16 protein-coding genes and 1 pseudogene are annotated in these 15,418 nt (G+C 39.4%); 5 read left to right on the top strand and 12 right to left on the bottom strand.

Annotated features, from left to right (window positions below; translation table 11 throughout):
- Positions 1–308 precede the first annotated feature (308 nt).
- From JOC31_RS08975 to miaA, 10 genes are all read right to left on the bottom strand, one after another.
- Positions 309–983 (bottom strand): DnaD domain-containing protein, encoded by a 675-nt coding sequence (locus JOC31_RS08975; RefSeq protein ID WP_205017821.1) that lies wholly within the window; start codon positions 981–983, stop codon positions 309–311.
- A 12-nt stretch (positions 984–995) separates the two neighbouring features.
- Complete coding sequence (gene metA, locus JOC31_RS08970; RefSeq protein WP_205017820.1) at positions 996–1,940, bottom strand: homoserine O-acetyltransferase MetA; 945 nt, start codon at positions 1,938–1,940, stop codon at positions 996–998.
- A 112-nt stretch (positions 1,941–2,052) separates the two neighbouring features.
- Positions 2,053–2,571, bottom strand: coding sequence for an adenine phosphoribosyltransferase (locus JOC31_RS08965; RefSeq protein ID WP_205017819.1), 519 nt, complete (start codon positions 2,569–2,571; stop codon positions 2,053–2,055).
- A 109-nt stretch (positions 2,572–2,680) separates the two neighbouring features.
- Positions 2,681–4,894 carry a single-stranded-DNA-specific exonuclease RecJ gene (recJ, locus tag JOC31_RS08960; RefSeq protein WP_205017818.1) on the bottom strand — a complete coding sequence of 738 codons (2,214 nt, stop codon included), beginning with the start codon at positions 4,892–4,894 and terminating at the stop codon, positions 2,681–2,683.
- Positions 4,895–4,915: 21 nt separating this feature from the next.
- Positions 4,916–5,695: an SDR family NAD(P)-dependent oxidoreductase gene (locus tag JOC31_RS08955; protein WP_205017817.1), complete on the bottom strand. Its 780-nt coding sequence runs from the start codon at positions 5,693–5,695 to the stop codon at positions 4,916–4,918.
- Entirely contained in the window at positions 5,692–6,621 is a 930-nt protein-coding gene (rnz, locus tag JOC31_RS08950; protein ID WP_205017816.1) for a ribonuclease Z, read from the bottom strand. The genes JOC31_RS08955 and rnz overlap by 4 nt, the downstream gene beginning before the upstream one ends.
- A gap of 78 nt (positions 6,622–6,699) precedes the next feature.
- A complete protein-coding gene (locus JOC31_RS08945) occupies positions 6,700–7,338 on the bottom strand; it encodes a cystathionine beta-lyase (RefSeq protein ID WP_205017815.1) in 639 nt (212 codons plus the stop codon).
- The gene (hflX, locus tag JOC31_RS08940; RefSeq protein WP_205017814.1) at positions 7,331–8,569 is read right to left on the bottom strand and encodes a GTPase HflX; all 1,239 of its coding nucleotides are present in this window, start codon (positions 8,567–8,569) and stop codon (positions 7,331–7,333) included. The genes JOC31_RS08945 and hflX overlap by 8 nt, the downstream gene beginning before the upstream one ends.
- A 394-nt stretch (positions 8,570–8,963) precedes the next feature.
- Positions 8,964–10,181 carry an LPXTG cell wall anchor domain-containing protein gene (locus tag JOC31_RS08935; protein ID WP_205017813.1) on the bottom strand — a complete coding sequence of 406 codons (1,218 nt, stop codon included), beginning with the start codon at positions 10,179–10,181 and terminating at the stop codon, positions 8,964–8,966.
- A 142-nt stretch (positions 10,182–10,323) separates the two neighbouring features.
- The gene (miaA, locus tag JOC31_RS08930) at positions 10,324–11,205 is read right to left on the bottom strand and encodes a tRNA (adenosine(37)-N6)-dimethylallyltransferase MiaA (RefSeq protein ID WP_205017812.1); all 882 of its coding nucleotides are present in this window, start codon (positions 11,203–11,205) and stop codon (positions 10,324–10,326) included.
- Positions 11,206–11,353: 148 nt separating this feature from the next.
- Between miaA and JOC31_RS08925 the strand changes: the two genes are divergently transcribed.
- The gene (locus JOC31_RS08925) at positions 11,354–11,530 is read left to right on the top strand and encodes a DUF3042 family protein (RefSeq protein WP_205017811.1); all 177 of its coding nucleotides are present in this window, start codon (positions 11,354–11,356) and stop codon (positions 11,528–11,530) included.
- 299 nt (positions 11,531–11,829) lie between these two features.
- Here JOC31_RS08925 and trhO read toward each other — a convergent pair whose 3' ends face one another.
- Complete coding sequence (trhO, locus tag JOC31_RS08920; protein ID WP_205017810.1) at positions 11,830–12,810, bottom strand: oxygen-dependent tRNA uridine(34) hydroxylase TrhO; 981 nt, start codon at positions 12,808–12,810, stop codon at positions 11,830–11,832.
- A gap of 150 nt (positions 12,811–12,960) precedes the next feature.
- Here trhO and JOC31_RS08915 point away from each other — a divergent pair, with 150 nt between their 5' ends.
- Positions 12,961–13,266 (top strand): hypothetical protein, encoded by a 306-nt coding sequence (locus JOC31_RS08915; protein ID WP_205017809.1) that lies wholly within the window; start codon positions 12,961–12,963, stop codon positions 13,264–13,266.
- Between the two features lie 159 nt (positions 13,267–13,425).
- On the opposite strand, the pseudogene tnpA reads toward JOC31_RS08915, so the two are convergent.
- Positions 13,426–13,895 (bottom strand): annotated as a pseudogene (gene tnpA / locus JOC31_RS08910) (IS200/IS605 family transposase).
- A gap of 163 nt (positions 13,896–14,058) precedes the next feature.
- Here tnpA and JOC31_RS08905 point away from each other — a divergent pair.
- The 3 genes from JOC31_RS08905 (at position 14,059) to JOC31_RS08895 (ending at position 15,212) form a co-directional block, all read left to right on the top strand.
- Positions 14,059–14,541, top strand: coding sequence for a hypothetical protein (locus JOC31_RS08905; protein WP_205017823.1), 483 nt, complete (start codon positions 14,059–14,061; stop codon positions 14,539–14,541).
- Between the two features lie 117 nt (positions 14,542–14,658).
- On the top strand, positions 14,659–14,904 hold the full coding sequence (locus JOC31_RS08900; protein ID WP_205017822.1) for a bacteriocin: 246 nt from the start codon (positions 14,659–14,661) through the stop codon (positions 14,902–14,904).
- Complete coding sequence (locus JOC31_RS08895) at positions 14,901–15,212, top strand: bacteriocin immunity protein (RefSeq protein WP_205017808.1); 312 nt, start codon at positions 14,901–14,903, stop codon at positions 15,210–15,212. Before JOC31_RS08900 ends, JOC31_RS08895 begins: the two co-directional genes overlap by 4 nt.
- Positions 15,213–15,418: the final 206 nt, after the last annotated feature.

Raw genomic sequence — 15,418 nt, 5'->3', positions numbered from 1 at the left:
CAACGACCTCCACTACTATTATACCGGAGGTCGTTTATCTAGTTTATGAAATTAATTTCTGAAAACGATATTTTCTTCATGCGTTTGTCGTGCCAAAAAAGCTCATCCTAACAACCTAGTACAAATTGAATAAACTGTATCCGAATCGAAATAAACGAACAAAAGCTTAGCCAACAGTAGGTTAGAGAAAAGGCTAAGTTAATCAAAATAACCTAGCAGCTCCCAACCACCTCTCTAAGATGTTAAAATGAACTCTATTTAATTTAGTTGATAATTCTCAAACGGCATCAACCCATAAACGAAAGTTTCTAATCGCTCCACAAGTCCATAGCTGATAGAAAATCATCCGAAACATGAATCGTTTGTGGATTAGCTTCTTCACGTTGACGACGGCGCTCTTCGACTTGACGTAGGGTGGTAATGCCTTCTCTACGCCAATTTCTCAAGATGGCATTGATGTAATTCCAATTCGTCTTACCATTGAAAACCGCCTCTTTCAGTGCTGCACGAATCAAGTCTGGATCTGCTTGATCCTCTCGAATGGTCTTTTGCAAATCCTCCAACTCAAACGGGCTGAGCAGACGCCCTAATTCTCTTTCAAAATCAGCAACTAATGTTTTTAAGTCATTTTGTGATGATGCTTGAGAAGGAATTGATTTAGGCGATAAGATTTCCTCTAGTTTTTCCAGTGCCAAACTAGCATCGAAGATCACTTCAATTTCACCATCAAGCTCAATTGTCTTCATGGCTAATAAACCAGAAGCCGTTAAGCGTGAGATTGAGCGATTAATATCTGTCACGGTTTTCCCCAAGGCATCCGCAATACTACTAGGTGCCATCTCACTTAGTTGACTTGTGTTTTGCAGGTAGCAAAATTGCCAAACTAGAAAATCATCGCTAGATGTAAAAATGTCTTTAAAATGAATCAGTAAAGTTCCAGGCAAGACAAGATGCCCTGACTTCACAGTCTCTAAATATGTCATAGTCTAACCTCTTTAGAGGTAGCCATAGAATGAAAAATCATTCTCCAACTCCTCAAGTCGATAAGGTGTTTCTTGATAGACAGCGTAGTTAAGCCAATTGCTGAAAAAGGTAGCTGCCGCTAAATTCCAACGCATTTTAGGTGTCTTTTGACTATCATTTTCAGGGAAATAATTAACAGGAATTTGAGGATTCTTACCTGCCTCTTGGTCCCGTTGATATTCTTTTGCTAGGGTATCACGATCGTACTCTAAGTGACCAAAACTATAGATTTCACGCAGGTCTTTGCTGGCTAAGATAGAAAGCCCCACTTCTTTTCCAGATGCCAAGATATCAAGATCCGTCTTTTCACGTAAGATAGCCTCAGGAACATCTGTGTAACGCGAATGCGGTGAAACAAACAGGTCATCAAAACCTCTCATCATCGGGTTAAGCATATCGTTAACCTCTTGTTCATAGATTCCTGATAATTTCTCAGACATCTGAACCTTATCCACACCGTATTTATAGTAAAGCCCTGCTTGTGCTCCCCAGCAAAGATGAAGCGTCGAATAAACATGAGTTTTGGCCCAATCAAATACTTGCATCAACTCTTGCCAATAATCAACCTCTTCAAAAGGTAAGGTCTCAACAGGAGCACCTGTTATAATCAAGCCATCATAATAATTGGTTTTAATCTCAGAAAAAGTCTTATAAAAAGTCTTCATATGATCAGCATGAGTATTTTTTGACTCATGGCTAGCCATGTAGAGAAAATCAACGTTAATTTGTAGAGGCGTATTAGCCAAAAGTCGCAAAAGCTGCGTTTCGGTTGCTTCTTTGGTGGGCATCAAATTCAAGATCAAGACTTCCATTGGTCGAATATCTTGATGCAATGCCCTCGTATCGTCCATGATGAAGATATTTTCAGAACGTAAAATATCTAATGCAGGTAACTGTTTATCAAGTTTAATAGGCATGAAAACATCTCCATTTCTTATAATATCCTATCCTAATATTATAAAACATGGAGATATAGTTTTCCATTATATAATTTCTTTAGCTAGCTATAGTTTATAACTATAACCTAGTTTAACCTGGAAAGTTCATTAAGACTTTGCAGTCATAACCTTCAATGGCTTTGCGTCCACCAAGACCATCAAGCTCAATCAAGAAGGCACAACCTGCAACAATACCACCAAGTTTTTCAATCATTTCGATGGTAGCTTTAACCGTACCACCTGTTGCCAAAAGGTCGTCAACAATAAGCACACGTTGGCCTGGCTTAATTGCATCTGCGTGCATAGTCAAGGTATCTACGCCATACTCTTTTTCGTAGTCAGCCGAGATAACTTCACGTGGTAATTTTCCTGGTTTACGAACTGGTGCAAAACCAATACCGAGTTCAACTGCCACAGGACAACCGATAATGAAACCACGCGCTTCTGGCCCAACGATCATATCAATATCGTGGTCACATGCATACTGAGCAATCTCACGAACTGCATAGCTGTAGGCTTTTCCGTCTGCCATCAAAGGTGAAATATCACGGAAAGTGATACCTTCTTTAGGGTAGTTTTCAATTGATGCGATATAGTTTGTTAAATCCATAATTAATATCTTGGGTAAAAACCCAAGTGTCATTCCTTTCAAGCTGGGAGAATCCCAAAAAATGTTTTTACTATTTATTATAACATATAATACAGGTAATCTCAAAGTGTTAAGCTAGAGAGTCTCCAGATGTCAGATAGCTGTACATTTCTTGCGGTGTTCCTAGAGCCATCAATTCTTGGAATTTGACCAATTCTTTTAACTCTTGGTAAATCTGACTCTCTTCAAAACGACGTTTGGGAGCATCCTTAACAACTGTCATAACCCCATCTTCAATGGTAACAAATCCTAATTCTTCAAAGATCTGAATCATTTTAACCAAAAGGATAGCATCTATTTTTAGGTAATGACTCAACTCTTTTAACTTGTAGCGAACATCGAAATTAGGAAACTGATAAATCGTTTTGTATAACTTCGAAAATTGCTCACGTGTGCCGTAGCCAGTCAGGTAGTAGGCTTGCTTAATCGTATTTTTAAAATAAACTGCCTCAAATTCCTGACCTGAAAAACGTTCTTTCAATTCTGCCAACTGATCTGGAATTTCATCTAACACCAAGATAGGTGCCTGACCGCCTTGCGAATAAAGAGGGATATTAGCTGGTATGGTAGCTGTTTTAGACCTAATATCAAAAAGCTGTACCCCATCAACACGCGCATCTTCTAACATGAGTTGCAAGGTCGTTGCTCCATTCCAAACATTGACAGATAAAGTAACTGCAAGTTCTAAACCTTGTGCCTGCTGAAACTCTTGTACTTTAGCTCCCTGTCCAAAAGCCACCACATCAAAACTAGCATCGCCTTGCTTGATTTTCAACTTGAGATGGGCATTGCCTTGTCCCATTGTCCTAGCTTGAACAACCTCAAAATCCCGTAACCAAAAGACAGGTTTCTTGTTATCCATTCCAAAAGGAGCTAGTTTCTCCAATGATTTAATCGTCTCAAGACTAAGCTCTTCTAAGACCAATTCCTCATCCACTGTCAGAGAGTTCTTAAGACTGGTATCAATCTCGTTATCAATAACAAATTGGCAAAGTAAATCTGATAACGTTTCTAGATTCTCTTCCGGCAAAGTCATTCCAGCAGCGCCAGCATGCCCACCAAAGGCGGTAAAAATATGGCGGTGATCATCCAGTGCTTGGAAGATATTGATAGCTTCCAGACTTCGGGCAGAACCCTTAGCAGAGCCATTTTCAATAGCTAAAACAACAACGGTCTGACTAATCTGCTCCATAATACGACCGGCAACAATCCCTAGAACACCTGGATGCCAGCCTTCTTTAGCTAAGACTTGAACAGGCTTATCAAGGTCAACCATAGCCATGGCCTCATCAAAGATAGCCTGAACAATTTCCTTCCGCTCTTCATTTTTAGCATTGATCATGATAGCAATAGCTTGGGCCTCTTCATCATCAAAGCCAGTTAATAACTCGATGGCAGGATTGGGATCATCCAAACGACCAAGGGCATTAAGCTGGGGAGCAATTTTAAAACCAACAGTCTCCTCATTGAGTGTGCTAGAATCTACGTCGGACAAAGACATCAACTCTTGAAGTCCTACTCGTTCCGTGTCTTTGAGGAGCTGCAAACCTACTTTGACCATGATGCGATTTTCATCAGTAAGACTGACCATATCCGCAATAGTTCCGATAGCCACCAAGTCTAAAAATTCAGTTGGAATGGTTTCAAGAAGGGCTGTCGCTAATTTAAAAGCAACGCCACAACCTGCCAAGTGCTTAAAGGGATAGTCTGCCTCTGGATGCTCTGGATGGACGATAGCGTAAGCATTTGGTAGCTCTGCTGGCATACTATGGTGATCAGTCACAATGACATCCACCCCTTGCTCATGTGCATAGGCGATAGCTTCTTGTCCTACTACGCCATTATCTACCGTGATAATCAAGGAAATAGCCTGCTGCTCAATGAAATATTTATAGACACTAAGATTTGGGCCGTAGCCATCTGTAAAACGATTGGGTAGATAAACTTGAGCCTCAGCTCCCATCATCTCCAAGGTCTCTTTAACAATGCTGGCGCTTGTCATCCCATCTGCATCGTAGTCACCATAGACCAAAATCTGCTCGTAGTTTTCAATAGCCTGACGAATACGCTCAACTGCCCTTTCCATATCATGCAAGAGATAAGGATCATGCAAATGGGATAAATCTGCGCTTAAAAAATCATCTAAGGAGTCCTTCTCCTTAATACCTCTATGATAGAGGAGTTCAGCAGCTGTTTTTGTTAATTTGGCTTCTTTCGCCAACTTCAAAAAGGCATCGTCAACTGCCATATCATTGAGATGCCAATCAAATTTTGATGTAATCATATCGTTAACTTGTCACATTTTCTATTTGTAATTAAAAACCTTACGTGCTAAAAAGTCACCTGTCTTGGGGAAAAGGTTATAGAACTTAGCCGTTAGTGCTAAAGCAAAAGGCATATTCAGTTCGCGTTTATTCTTTCCGAAGATTCGATAAATACGTTTAGCAACCTCATCAGCTTGCATCGTATAGCGCTGAACAGAGGCAAGATAGTCACCTGTTGGATCAGCTTGATCAAAAAATTTAGTCGAGATAGGTCCAGGGTTGACTGTTGTCACATAAACACCGTAGTCCGCCAATTCCAGACGCAAGGCATTAGAGAAACCAATCATGGCAAACTTTGTCGCAGCATAAATGGTTGATTTAGCCGAAGCAACCAAACCTGCAATAGATACAATATTAATGAGGTGACCTTGACCTCGCTCTGCCATTTTTTTACCAACCAAACGTGAAAAATTTATCATAGCCAGTGTATTGACATCGAACATTTGACGGATAGTTTCATCGGTGTAATCATCGTAAGGTTTAAACTCTCCAAAGCCTGCATTATTGATAAAGATATCAATCTGCCCAAAGCGATCGTAGATGCTAGAAACACACTCGTGAAGGGCACTGTCATCTGTAATATCTAGACCCTCCAAGTGGCAATTTTGCCGCTCTCCAAAGGTCGCTTTTAGCCTTTCAACTGAACGCCCTAGCAAAATCAAGCAATCATCTTCTGGAATCAGCTTGACTAACTCTTGGGCAAGACCTCCAGTTGCTCCTGTAATTACAATGACACGTCGCTCATTCCTTTTTAAACTCATACATCCACTTCTTCTAAATCTTTGACCACATGGACATTTTCAAAAATGGTAGCCGCATCACGTTCTAATTGGATGCAATCACGCCCTAAAAATCGTGCAGAGACATGGTTTAGCAGAAGTCGTTTAGCAGAAGCTTCTTTGGCAACTTCAGCTGCTTGCATATTGGTTGAATGCCCATGGCTGCGCGCAATTCTCTCATCACCTTTACCATAAGTAGACTCATGAATCAGGATATCAGCACCTAAACCGAGACGGACACTGGCCGCTGTTTTACGAGTATCTCCCAAAATAGTGACCACTTTACCCTTTTTAGGGGCGGAGATATAGTCTTTAGCAATAATTTGTCTGCCGTCTGCCAAGGTAACATCTTGACCGTTCTTGATTTTTCCAAAAAGCGGTCCAAAAGGTACGCCTGCTGCCTTCAATGCTTCTGCATCCAAAGTTCCTTCTAGATCTTTTTGCATCACACGGTAGCCAACACAAAAAATCGTGTGATCAAGTTTTTCAGCATAAACTGTGAACTTATCCGTTTCCATGATTTTTCCAAGTGATGTCTCGTCAAATTCATGAAAATGAATATGATAAGGTAATCGTGAACCGGTCACTTTCAGACTAGACATCACAAACTGCTTGATTCCAACTGGACCATAAAGGTCAATATCTGTCTGTTCCTCGTTAGCTTGAAAAGCACGCGTTGATAAAAAACCAGGTAAACCAAGGACATGGTCTCCGTGCAAGTGAGTGATAAAGATTTTTTTGACCTTACGTGGCTTAATGGTCGTCTCTAAAATCTGTCTTTGAGTGCCTTCGCCACAGTCAAACATCCATATCTCATTGATTTCATCTAGGAGTTTTAAGACTAAACTTGACACATTTCGTTGTTTGGCTGGCTGACCAGCACCTGTTCCTAAAAATTGTAATTCCATACTTTACTATGACTAAAGCCGTCCCATTCAGTATCACTGTAAAGAATACGTGAAATTGAGTAACGACGGCCGTCCTTTCTATTCTTTAATGTAAGCAATATACTCTCTTTGTTCAAATGTATAATAGCACTCTGAACTCTTATACCTTGTTAACAAACTCAGCAATTCTTCCTTATTAAAACTTTTCAGCTTGATCCAACCTGATTTCAAGCGTAATATTTGGCTTAACAAGGCTGTTTCTGGTGTCACATTAGCTACAATCGTTTCATCAAACTCTAGCGGCTTCATCTTGATACCATCTTGTTCTTGATAAATCCCGTATTGCGGAAAAATCTGAGCAAGCTCAAACAACAAGTCTTGCGTTGATTGCTCTTGTAACTCTGAAAAGACACGTGCTACCTGACCTCCCTCTTCAAAACAAAAACCGTATGATTTCCCTGATAGGTTCAAGCGAACGAAGGGCTTTTCTTCATCAAAACTAGGTTGGTTATTCCAAAGTTCGAGAGCTTCTGATAACTGATAATAATAATCTGTCGCAGCTGTCGGCCCTTGTTTTTGATACAACTCTGCAAAATAAGCATTGATTACACTAGGTGGAGGAGTTATGAAAGCCAGTTGCTCTGCCGGAGACAAGTTCTTCAACTTGTTGCTCAAATAAACCTTATCCAAACTTGTATAACCACCATAAGTCACCGCTAATTCAATCATATCAGTCATAAAATTCCTCCAACTTCCACTTGTTCTTCTCTGAAATATAGCCTGTAATATCCTCGACCTCATTTTCAAAAGTATAACGATCTAACAAGGCACATTTATTCAAATCATACAACTTATATAGATTTTGAGCAGATACTTTAATCGAAAACGATTGAAAGACATGACGGATCTCATCAATAAGATAGTGACGCAACAAATCTCTCGCTCCTTCTGAACGAGCTGAAAAACGGACGTTTGGAAAAGTTGTTGCCCTGAGATGTTCCGTAGCATCCATTTTATTGTAAATTGCAAGACGAGGAATATCTGTCATCTCCAAGTCCTTCAATATGTCGAAAACAACCTTTTCTTGCTCTGCATGATTAGGATCCGAAGCATCAATCACATGTAACAATAAATCAACATGACGACTTTCTTCAAGCGTTGACTTGAAAGCTGCCACCAACTCCGTCGGCAAATCTTGAATAAAGCCAACTGTATCTGTCAATGTCACTTGAAACTGGTCTTGAAGATAAATCTGCTTAGTCGTCGCATCAAGTGTGGCAAAAAGCTCATCAGCCTCATACTGACGATTATCTGTTAATAGATTCATGATGGTTGACTTACCTGCATTTGTGTAGCCAATAAGCCCAATTTTAAAGGTTTCTGTATCCAAACGGCGTTCTCGAATCGTATCTCTATTCTTCTCGACAATCTTGAGTTGACGCTCAATATCTGCAATTTGATTACGAATGGAACGGCGATTAAGCTCTAACTGACTCTCACCAGGACCTCGACTACCAATGCCGCCCGCCTGACGACTAAGCATAACACCCTGTCCAGCCAATCGTGGAAGCATATACTTCAACTGAGCCAAATGTACCTGTAATTTCCCTTCATGACTTCGTGCTCGCATCGCAAAAATATCTAAGATTAACTGCATGCGATCGATAACCTTAACCTCAAATGCCGCCTCTAAGTTCGAATTTTGACGTGGCGTCAAACGATTATTGACAATAACCGTGTCCACCTCATCAGCCTCAAGCATGGCTTTGATTTCCTCTAATTTTCCTGAGCCGATAAAAGATTTACTATCATAACGTTCTCTTTTTTGTGTGTAAGTTGCAACGACCTCAGCCCCTGCTGTCTCTGCAAGACTCGCCAATTCTGTCATAGACATTTCAAAATTTTCGCTAGACTGTAGTTCGACACCAATCAAGATAACACGCTCTTGCTTTGTTTGAGTCTCAATCATTCAAGTAACTCCCTTACCTAGGCTGTAATCATAAAAATGAGCCTAGCAAAAGAACCACTAGACTTATTCACCCTCTTTTTGTCATATTATACCAAAAAATGGCAAAAAGCTGAACTGAAAAAGGTAGAAAATATTTGAGCGACACTTACTCCCCCACCCTATCAAACAATCTCCTTTCCTCCTTAACCTTAAGCTGTCTTGGTCATAGTAAAAGTAGAAAATGCTCAAACCACTACAACAGCAGATAGGTCCTAACAACAAAAGACACCTCCATCCATCTGGAAGTGTCTATTAATCATTTACTACCTTAAGCAAACATTTGCTTAATTAGTTTAGTGACAGAGCGTTCTGTTAAACAATACTCTGATAACACACTATTTTTTGAACCTATCTCTTAGCTATCTTTTTTCTTTTTAACAAGATAAAGCCCTACACCTACCAAGATAACAAGTCCGACAACACCTAAAATAGAAGCACGTTCACCTGTAGATGGTAAGTTTGTTGTTTTCCCTTCTTTCTTAGTTGTACTTGAGCTAGATTGAGTTGAACTAGGTGATGATGAAGTTTGTGTATTTGAAGGTGTTTGATTAGAAGAGGACGTTGTAGAACGTTGTGTATTTGAATCTGATTGATTTTGTTGTTCTGTTGTTTGCTCATCAGCAGACACTCGTTTAAATTCACTACCGAATGTAGGATTGTCGTAGGTCATCTTATCAAATTCACTAGAAGACCATAGGGCAATTTTCATCACATCGCCATCTAAATAGAAACCTTCTTGGTATTGGATACCATATCCTCCAATGCCTGCTTCTAAGAAAGAGCCCTCTGGATCCACAAGACGGTAAAGATTATCTCCAACTTGTTGAACCTTTGAAAGTGTCATATCCTCAGATAAATCAATTCCTGCTTTCTGGTCGACAAATCTTTTTGATACTTTTCCATCTTTAGAAATGACATATGTTTCCAAGACATCTTGATTGCCACCCCAGCTGACAGTTGTTTGCCATGTGCCTACTAGTTCCTTTGGAAAATCAATGGTTTTGTAATCTACATTTGACAAATCGATACTCGAAAACGCAGAGTCTTTAGACCAGTTATCAGCTGAAAAGTCTGAAGCAAATTGGAGATAGAGTTTACCGTCCTCCAATACAAGACCTTTTAATTGAGAATAATCAACTCCTCCGATAATAGCTACATCATTGAGTTGAGAGTAAGCAGATGTCACATCGAAACCATAAACACCTTCCGCTAACTGACTGATATTCCCAACTTTGATATCGTCAATAGAGTCTTGGTCATCGGTTTTGATCCGAATAAATAAACCGGTGTTACTCACAATTAAGCGAACATTGTAGGAAATACCATCACTCTCATAATCATTTTCCCAAGTCCCTTGTAGAGTTGCTGGAAGATAATCAAGCGCCATACTTGATGGAGTTGTTACTTCCTCACCAGCTTCAAGTGAGTTAGTATCACCGGTATCAACTACTGTTGTCACTTGGCTAGATTCTGTCTGACTATCCTCGGCATACGCCAACTGGTTATTTGCAAGGCCTCTAGCAAAAAGTGCTAATACCAATACTGACCCTAATAAATAACTTTTCTTTTTCATAATGATGCCCCTTTCAATTTCTGAAATTATTATAACGCTCTATGAAATAAAAATCAAGTCATTTTGTAATATTTTTGAAATATTTTGTAATATTTGTTACGAAACAAAATTCCTCAATGCAATACTTGAGGAATAGCGGATACTATGATAAAAATTCTTCGATATCTTGTATTATGTTATCTAACATATCAGGGTCGCTTATCTGATAAAAATTGACTGACATACGGTTTCTAAACCAGGTTAGTTGTCGCTTGGCAAAGCGGCGTGTATTTTGTTTGAGGGTCTCAATAGCTTCTTCCAGGCTAACTTGACCTGCAAAGTAAGGAAAGAGTTCTTTATAGCCAATTCCTCGACTAGCTTGAACCTCAGGATAATTCTCATAAAGCCATTTTGACTCTTCCAATAATCCAGCTGTTATCATGTGGTCCACACGCTGATTGATCCGGTCATAGATGAGCTGACGGTCGTCATTTAATCCGATAAGCAAGGCTTCATAGGGGTCTTGAGTATTCTCCATATTCTTTCCAAATCGTGCCAATTCTAAGGCTCTCATGGCACGACGGCGATTGAGTTGAGGGATGTCTATTGATAGCTCTGCTATTTTGTCAAATAAAATAGCATCTTCTAAACATTCTAACTCCTTACGGTAAGCTAGCAGTTCTTCCTGATCCAAATCGCCACCTAGATGATAGCCTTCCAGCAGGCTTTGAAGGTAAAGACCTGTCCCTCCAACCAAAATAGGAAGTTTGCCTCTGCGACAAATATCTTGAATAGCTTGTTTGGCTTCAGAGACAAAGTCAAAGGCTGAGTAAGTTTCATCGACTTCACGCACATCAATCAAATGGTGAACGGCTTGCGCTTGCTCTTCTAGTGAAGCTTTGGCTGTACCGATATCTAGTTGTTTATAGACCTGTTGGCTATCTCCAGAAACAATCTCCCCGTTAAAACGTTTTGCCAACTCAATCCCCAAAGCAGTCTTACCAACTGCAGTTGGACCCACGATGACTAGAATTTTTTCTTTCACTGTGATTTCTTTTCTCCTTATTATCGGTCTGAGGTCTGATTTTTAAGGAAAGCATAGTCTTTCACTTGTTATTTAGACCTTTTTACGCTATGCTTATTATATCATAAGAAGTCTTAGAAAAAGACTTGAAATCAGGGAGGATATTATTATGGCTAAAAAATTCACATTCGCTAAAGGTCTTGTTACAGGCGTCATCGCTTCTGCTGCTGCAGTCGGTGGAGCTGCTTATGCTATCAAGAAAAAAGTGATTGAACCTGAAGAAAAGAAAATTGCTTTTATTGAAGAAAACCGCAAAAAAGCAGCACGTAAACGCGTTAGTCACTAAAAAGTCAGAAGAGGCTGGGACAAAAGTCCTAGTCTCTCATTTTTTAGTTAAATGTTACAAGACACAGTGGTTGAGTGGGCTCTATTTCGTTGATGAATCAACTTATACAGCCCTACTATGATGTTTGGACAACGCCATTCTCTTTATTTGACACAAAAAACTGTTGAGCAAATCTCAACAGTTTCAGAACGTAGACAAACTCCTAAAAATATTAAAAATTGAAGAAGTTTGCGAAAGATAGCAAGTCATTAAACTCTTAGAAACATTGATATTTCGGCGTTTATGAGAGTTTTTTATTTTTAAGCAAGAGTGGTGAGGCTTTCACCGATTGCTTCAAGGCGTGCTGCCCATTCAGCTTTTGATAAATCATTTTCTTGAACATATCGGTTACGTTCATGGGCACGACATTCAGCTGAACAGCCACCAACATATTTAGCTTCGTTTTCAGGGCTAGCAAAAATTTGTTTGTTGCAGAAAGGATTAGCGCAGTTGATGTAGCGTTCGCATTCGCTGCCATCAAAGTGATCACGTCCGATAACAGTTGGGTTAACACGATTAACTGGAACTGAGATACGCTCGTCAAAGACATACATAGCACCATCCCAAAGCTCACCTTGAACCTCTGGGTCTTTTCCGTAAGTCACAATACCACCATGCAACTGACCAACATCTTTGAAGCCTTCACGGACCATCCAGCCAGAGAATTTTTCGCAACGGACTCCACCAGTACAATAAACAACAACACGTTTTTCCATAAACTTGTCCTTGTTATCACGGACCCACTGTGGCAACTCACGGAAGTTGCGGATGTCTGGGCGAATCGCACCACGGAAGTGACCGAGATCGTACTCATAGTCATTTCGTGTATCAAGAACAACCGTGTTTTCATCGAGCAAGGCTTCTTTGAATTGTTGTGGGTTAAGGTACTCACCTGTTGTCTCCAAAGGATTGATATCACTATCAAAATCATTGTCCTCTAAACCAAGGTGAACGATTTCTTTTTTATAGCGAACAAACATTTTCTTGAAGGCATCTTGAGGCTCTTCATCAATCTTGAACCAGAGGTCAGCAAAACGCTCATCGCTATGAACCCAATCCATGTATTTTTGAGTCGTTTCATAGTCACCTGAAACGGTACCGTTGATCCCTTCGTCGGCAATCAAGATACGCCCTTTAAGACCGATTGATTTACAAAAATCAAGGTGAACTTGTGCGTATTCCTTAGCATTTTCGATAGGAACATATTTATAATAGAGTAGAACTCGAATATCTTTAGACATAGCGTCTCCTAATTTCTAAATAGTTTAGAATAAGATTATACCGTTTTCAAAAGTTTTTGGGAAATCATTTGATTATTAAAAGAAATGAGCATCTCCAAAGCGATTTTATCAAACTTATGCTAGACTATGAAAAAAGATTGGAGATATGATATGACCTATGAATTGAGCCTTGAATATGGAAGTTTTCCTTTAAAGCTTGTTGATGATTTCGCAGATAATCGTAGAGCTATTCCTGATATTATCGCCCAAGATAAGGCATTGATTGCCAAACTTGAAGAAGCTAATCGTCTCTTTCATGAGCTATTCCACACCATCGAATGTCAATTTTTCTACATTGGCTATGAATTTCCTGAGAAAAAAGAACGTGTCACACAACTCTACAATGACATTGTCCAGGACATCAAGACAAACTATGCTGATCAAGATATTATCATTGAATCCCTTTATTTCTATTGAAAAAATGAAGCTAGACAATAGTCATAACCACCCGTGAAAACAGGTGGCTTGTACACCGCCTGTAAGGCGTTGAAAACCAGCAGCGTCTAAAGACGCTTGCTGAACGTTGTTCAGGTCTTGCTTGATTACTAGACTAATGCCCGTAACAACGGGCTTTTATCATGTTCTAAAGCCTCCATCTGAAAATGGATCTTCATATTCTTTTACACTCAAGAATCAAGAGCAATGTCATCTCTCTCCTGTTCTCGTATATATTTCGCAACAGTTTTTTCATTCAGTCCGACCGTACTGACGTAATACCCTCTTGCCCAAAACTTGCGATTCCCATACTTATATTTCAGATTGGCATGCTTATCAAATATCATCAATGAACTCTTGCTTTTTAAATATCCCATAAAATCGGAAATCGCAAGTTTTGGTGGAATAAGAACAAGCATATGAACATGGTCTGGCATCATATGTCCTTCAATAATTTCAACTCCTCTATATTGACAAAGTTGACGAATAATACTTATCAGATCCTCTCGAACCTTGTAGTATATCGCCTTACGGCGATATTTTGGTGTGAAAACGATGTGATATTTGCACATCCATTTCGTGTGTGATAAACTGTAACTGGTTTTTGCCATGCTAAACTAGTCCACTGGACTAGTTTACTCCTCCTTATCTGACCTGAACACTTAGATTATACAGGAAAAATAAATGGAAGCTCAAAGCCTTGTCAGCCACCAGCATAGCTGGTGATTTTCTTGTTTTTCTCTGAGAGAAAAACTGGCTCGAAGCCATAACAAATTGACCGAAGAATTTCGGTCAAAATGGGTGCAAACTTATACCGCAAACGGGGTGCAAACCTTAGTTATTACCGAAGAGGGTATAAAAGCCTTAAAATCAATATTTCAAGGTAGAAATCATACCGAAAACTTAGGCGCAAACCAACCGCAAACCAGTGTGAAGTCAACTGAGTTTTACGAAGAAGAAATTAGGGAGCTTAGAAAGTTGCTGGATCAGTCCCAGCAACTTTTGCTGAATGAGCAGAAAAAAAGCCAGCTGCTTTTGGAAATCAAAAACGATGAACCAGCAGAATGGCAGAAAGAAAAGAGCAGGCTTGAAAACTCGGTATTAAGATATCAAAACTCTTATAATCAGGCTAATCAGAGGGCAGAGACAAACTATAATTTTGCTGTTTATGCAACTAGATTGTTTTGGATTGCTACGGCAATAGCTGGGATGCTTTTTATGTTGTTGCTTATCTTGGCATGGGTGCATTTTTCATGAGCATAAGCAAGTTGACCTTGTAATTTAATAAATAAAAACAGTTATTTACTATCCGCGTTACGTATTGACATTTAATTTAAGCAAGCATATAATTTGATTTAGATTAGGGGGTAAGTTATGAAAAAATCTATATTAAAAATTTTTATTGCTACTTCGTTTCTAGGGGCAATGTTTGCAGGTTGTCGAGTTCATGCAGCTACTAGCATAGGTGGTTGGGCTAATTGTGTCAACAAAAACGGCAGAGCGGTATGTACACCTGATTATAATGCAATACGAAGACAAACGGGTCGAGTAATTGTAAATGGATGGGTAAATTATGGACCATGGCAGCCTCGTCCTAAATTTGGGGTGATTATACCATGATAAAAAAAAATAAAAATGACATGAATGGCTACTTAGAGCCAATTGAACAAATTTTATCTTCAGATGTCATTAAAGATAATGAAAAATTGAGAAGAGTGTTTTTAAGTGCTAAAGAATCTATAGAAAAAGGGGAAAGAGATGCTTTAGCAAGATTGAGTAATGATATATCATGGTATCTTGTTACAAATAAATATCAAGCTCCTAAAGAAATTATTGATTTTGCTAGACAGATAGCTAAAGAACCTTCTAAAGAACGAGGTAAATTGGCTTTCTTGCAGATGTTAGCTCTATCGTTAATTAAACCTTAACTTTTTATTAATAATAAGTCATAACCACCCGTGAAAACAGGTGGCTTGTACACCGCCTGTAAGGCGTTGAAAACCAGCAGCGTCTAAAGACGCTTGCTGAACGTTGTTCAAGTCTTGCTTGATTACTAGACTAATGCCCGTAACAACGGGCTTTTATCATGTTCTAAAGCCTCCATCTGAAAATGGATCTTCATATTCTTTTACAC

It is taken from the genome of Streptococcus saliviloxodontae (assembly GCF_016908655.1).
Lineage (GTDB): Bacteria > Bacillota > Bacilli > Lactobacillales > Streptococcaceae > Streptococcus > Streptococcus saliviloxodontae.
Note: the sequence above shows the minus strand (reverse complement) of the source record. Positions and strands in the feature narration are given on the sequence as shown.

What these genes read in the sequence shown, in the direction of transcription:
- JOC31_RS08975 (WP_205017821.1), bottom strand. Translation starts at nt 983, where the DNA reads ATGACATATTTAGAGACTGTGAAGTCAGGGCATCTTGTCTTGCCTGGA.
- metA (WP_205017820.1), bottom strand. Translation starts at nt 1,940, where the DNA reads ATGCCTATTAAACTTGATAAACAGTTACCTGCATTAGATATTTTACGT.
- JOC31_RS08965 (WP_205017819.1), bottom strand. Translation starts at nt 2,571, where the DNA reads ATGGATTTAACAAACTATATCGCATCAATTGAAAACTACCCTAAAGAA.
- recJ (WP_205017818.1), bottom strand. Translation starts at nt 4,894, where the DNA reads ATGATTACATCAAAATTTGATTGGCATCTCAATGATATGGCAGTTGAC.
- JOC31_RS08955 (WP_205017817.1), bottom strand. Translation starts at nt 5,695, where the DNA reads ATGAGTTTAAAAAGGAATGAGCGACGTGTCATTGTAATTACAGGAGCA.
- rnz (WP_205017816.1), bottom strand. Translation starts at nt 6,621, where the DNA reads ATGGAATTACAATTTTTAGGAACAGGTGCTGGTCAGCCAGCCAAACAA.
- JOC31_RS08945 (WP_205017815.1), bottom strand. Translation starts at nt 7,338, where the DNA reads ATGACTGATATGATTGAATTAGCGGTGACTTATGGTGGTTATACAAGT.
- hflX (WP_205017814.1), bottom strand. Translation starts at nt 8,569, where the DNA reads ATGATTGAGACTCAAACAAAGCAAGAGCGTGTTATCTTGATTGGTGTC.
- JOC31_RS08935 (WP_205017813.1), bottom strand. Translation starts at nt 10,181, where the DNA reads ATGAAAAAGAAAAGTTATTTATTAGGGTCAGTATTGGTATTAGCACTT.
- JOC31_RS08925 (WP_205017811.1), top strand. Translation starts at nt 11,354, where the DNA reads ATGGCTAAAAAATTCACATTCGCTAAAGGTCTTGTTACAGGCGTCATC.
- trhO (WP_205017810.1), bottom strand. Translation starts at nt 12,810, where the DNA reads ATGTCTAAAGATATTCGAGTTCTACTCTATTATAAATATGTTCCTATC.
- JOC31_RS08915 (WP_205017809.1), top strand. Translation starts at nt 12,961, where the DNA reads ATGACCTATGAATTGAGCCTTGAATATGGAAGTTTTCCTTTAAAGCTT.
- JOC31_RS08900 (WP_205017822.1), top strand. Translation starts at nt 14,659, where the DNA reads ATGAAAAAATCTATATTAAAAATTTTTATTGCTACTTCGTTTCTAGGG.
- JOC31_RS08895 (WP_205017808.1), top strand. Translation starts at nt 14,901, where the DNA reads ATGATAAAAAAAAATAAAAATGACATGAATGGCTACTTAGAGCCAATT.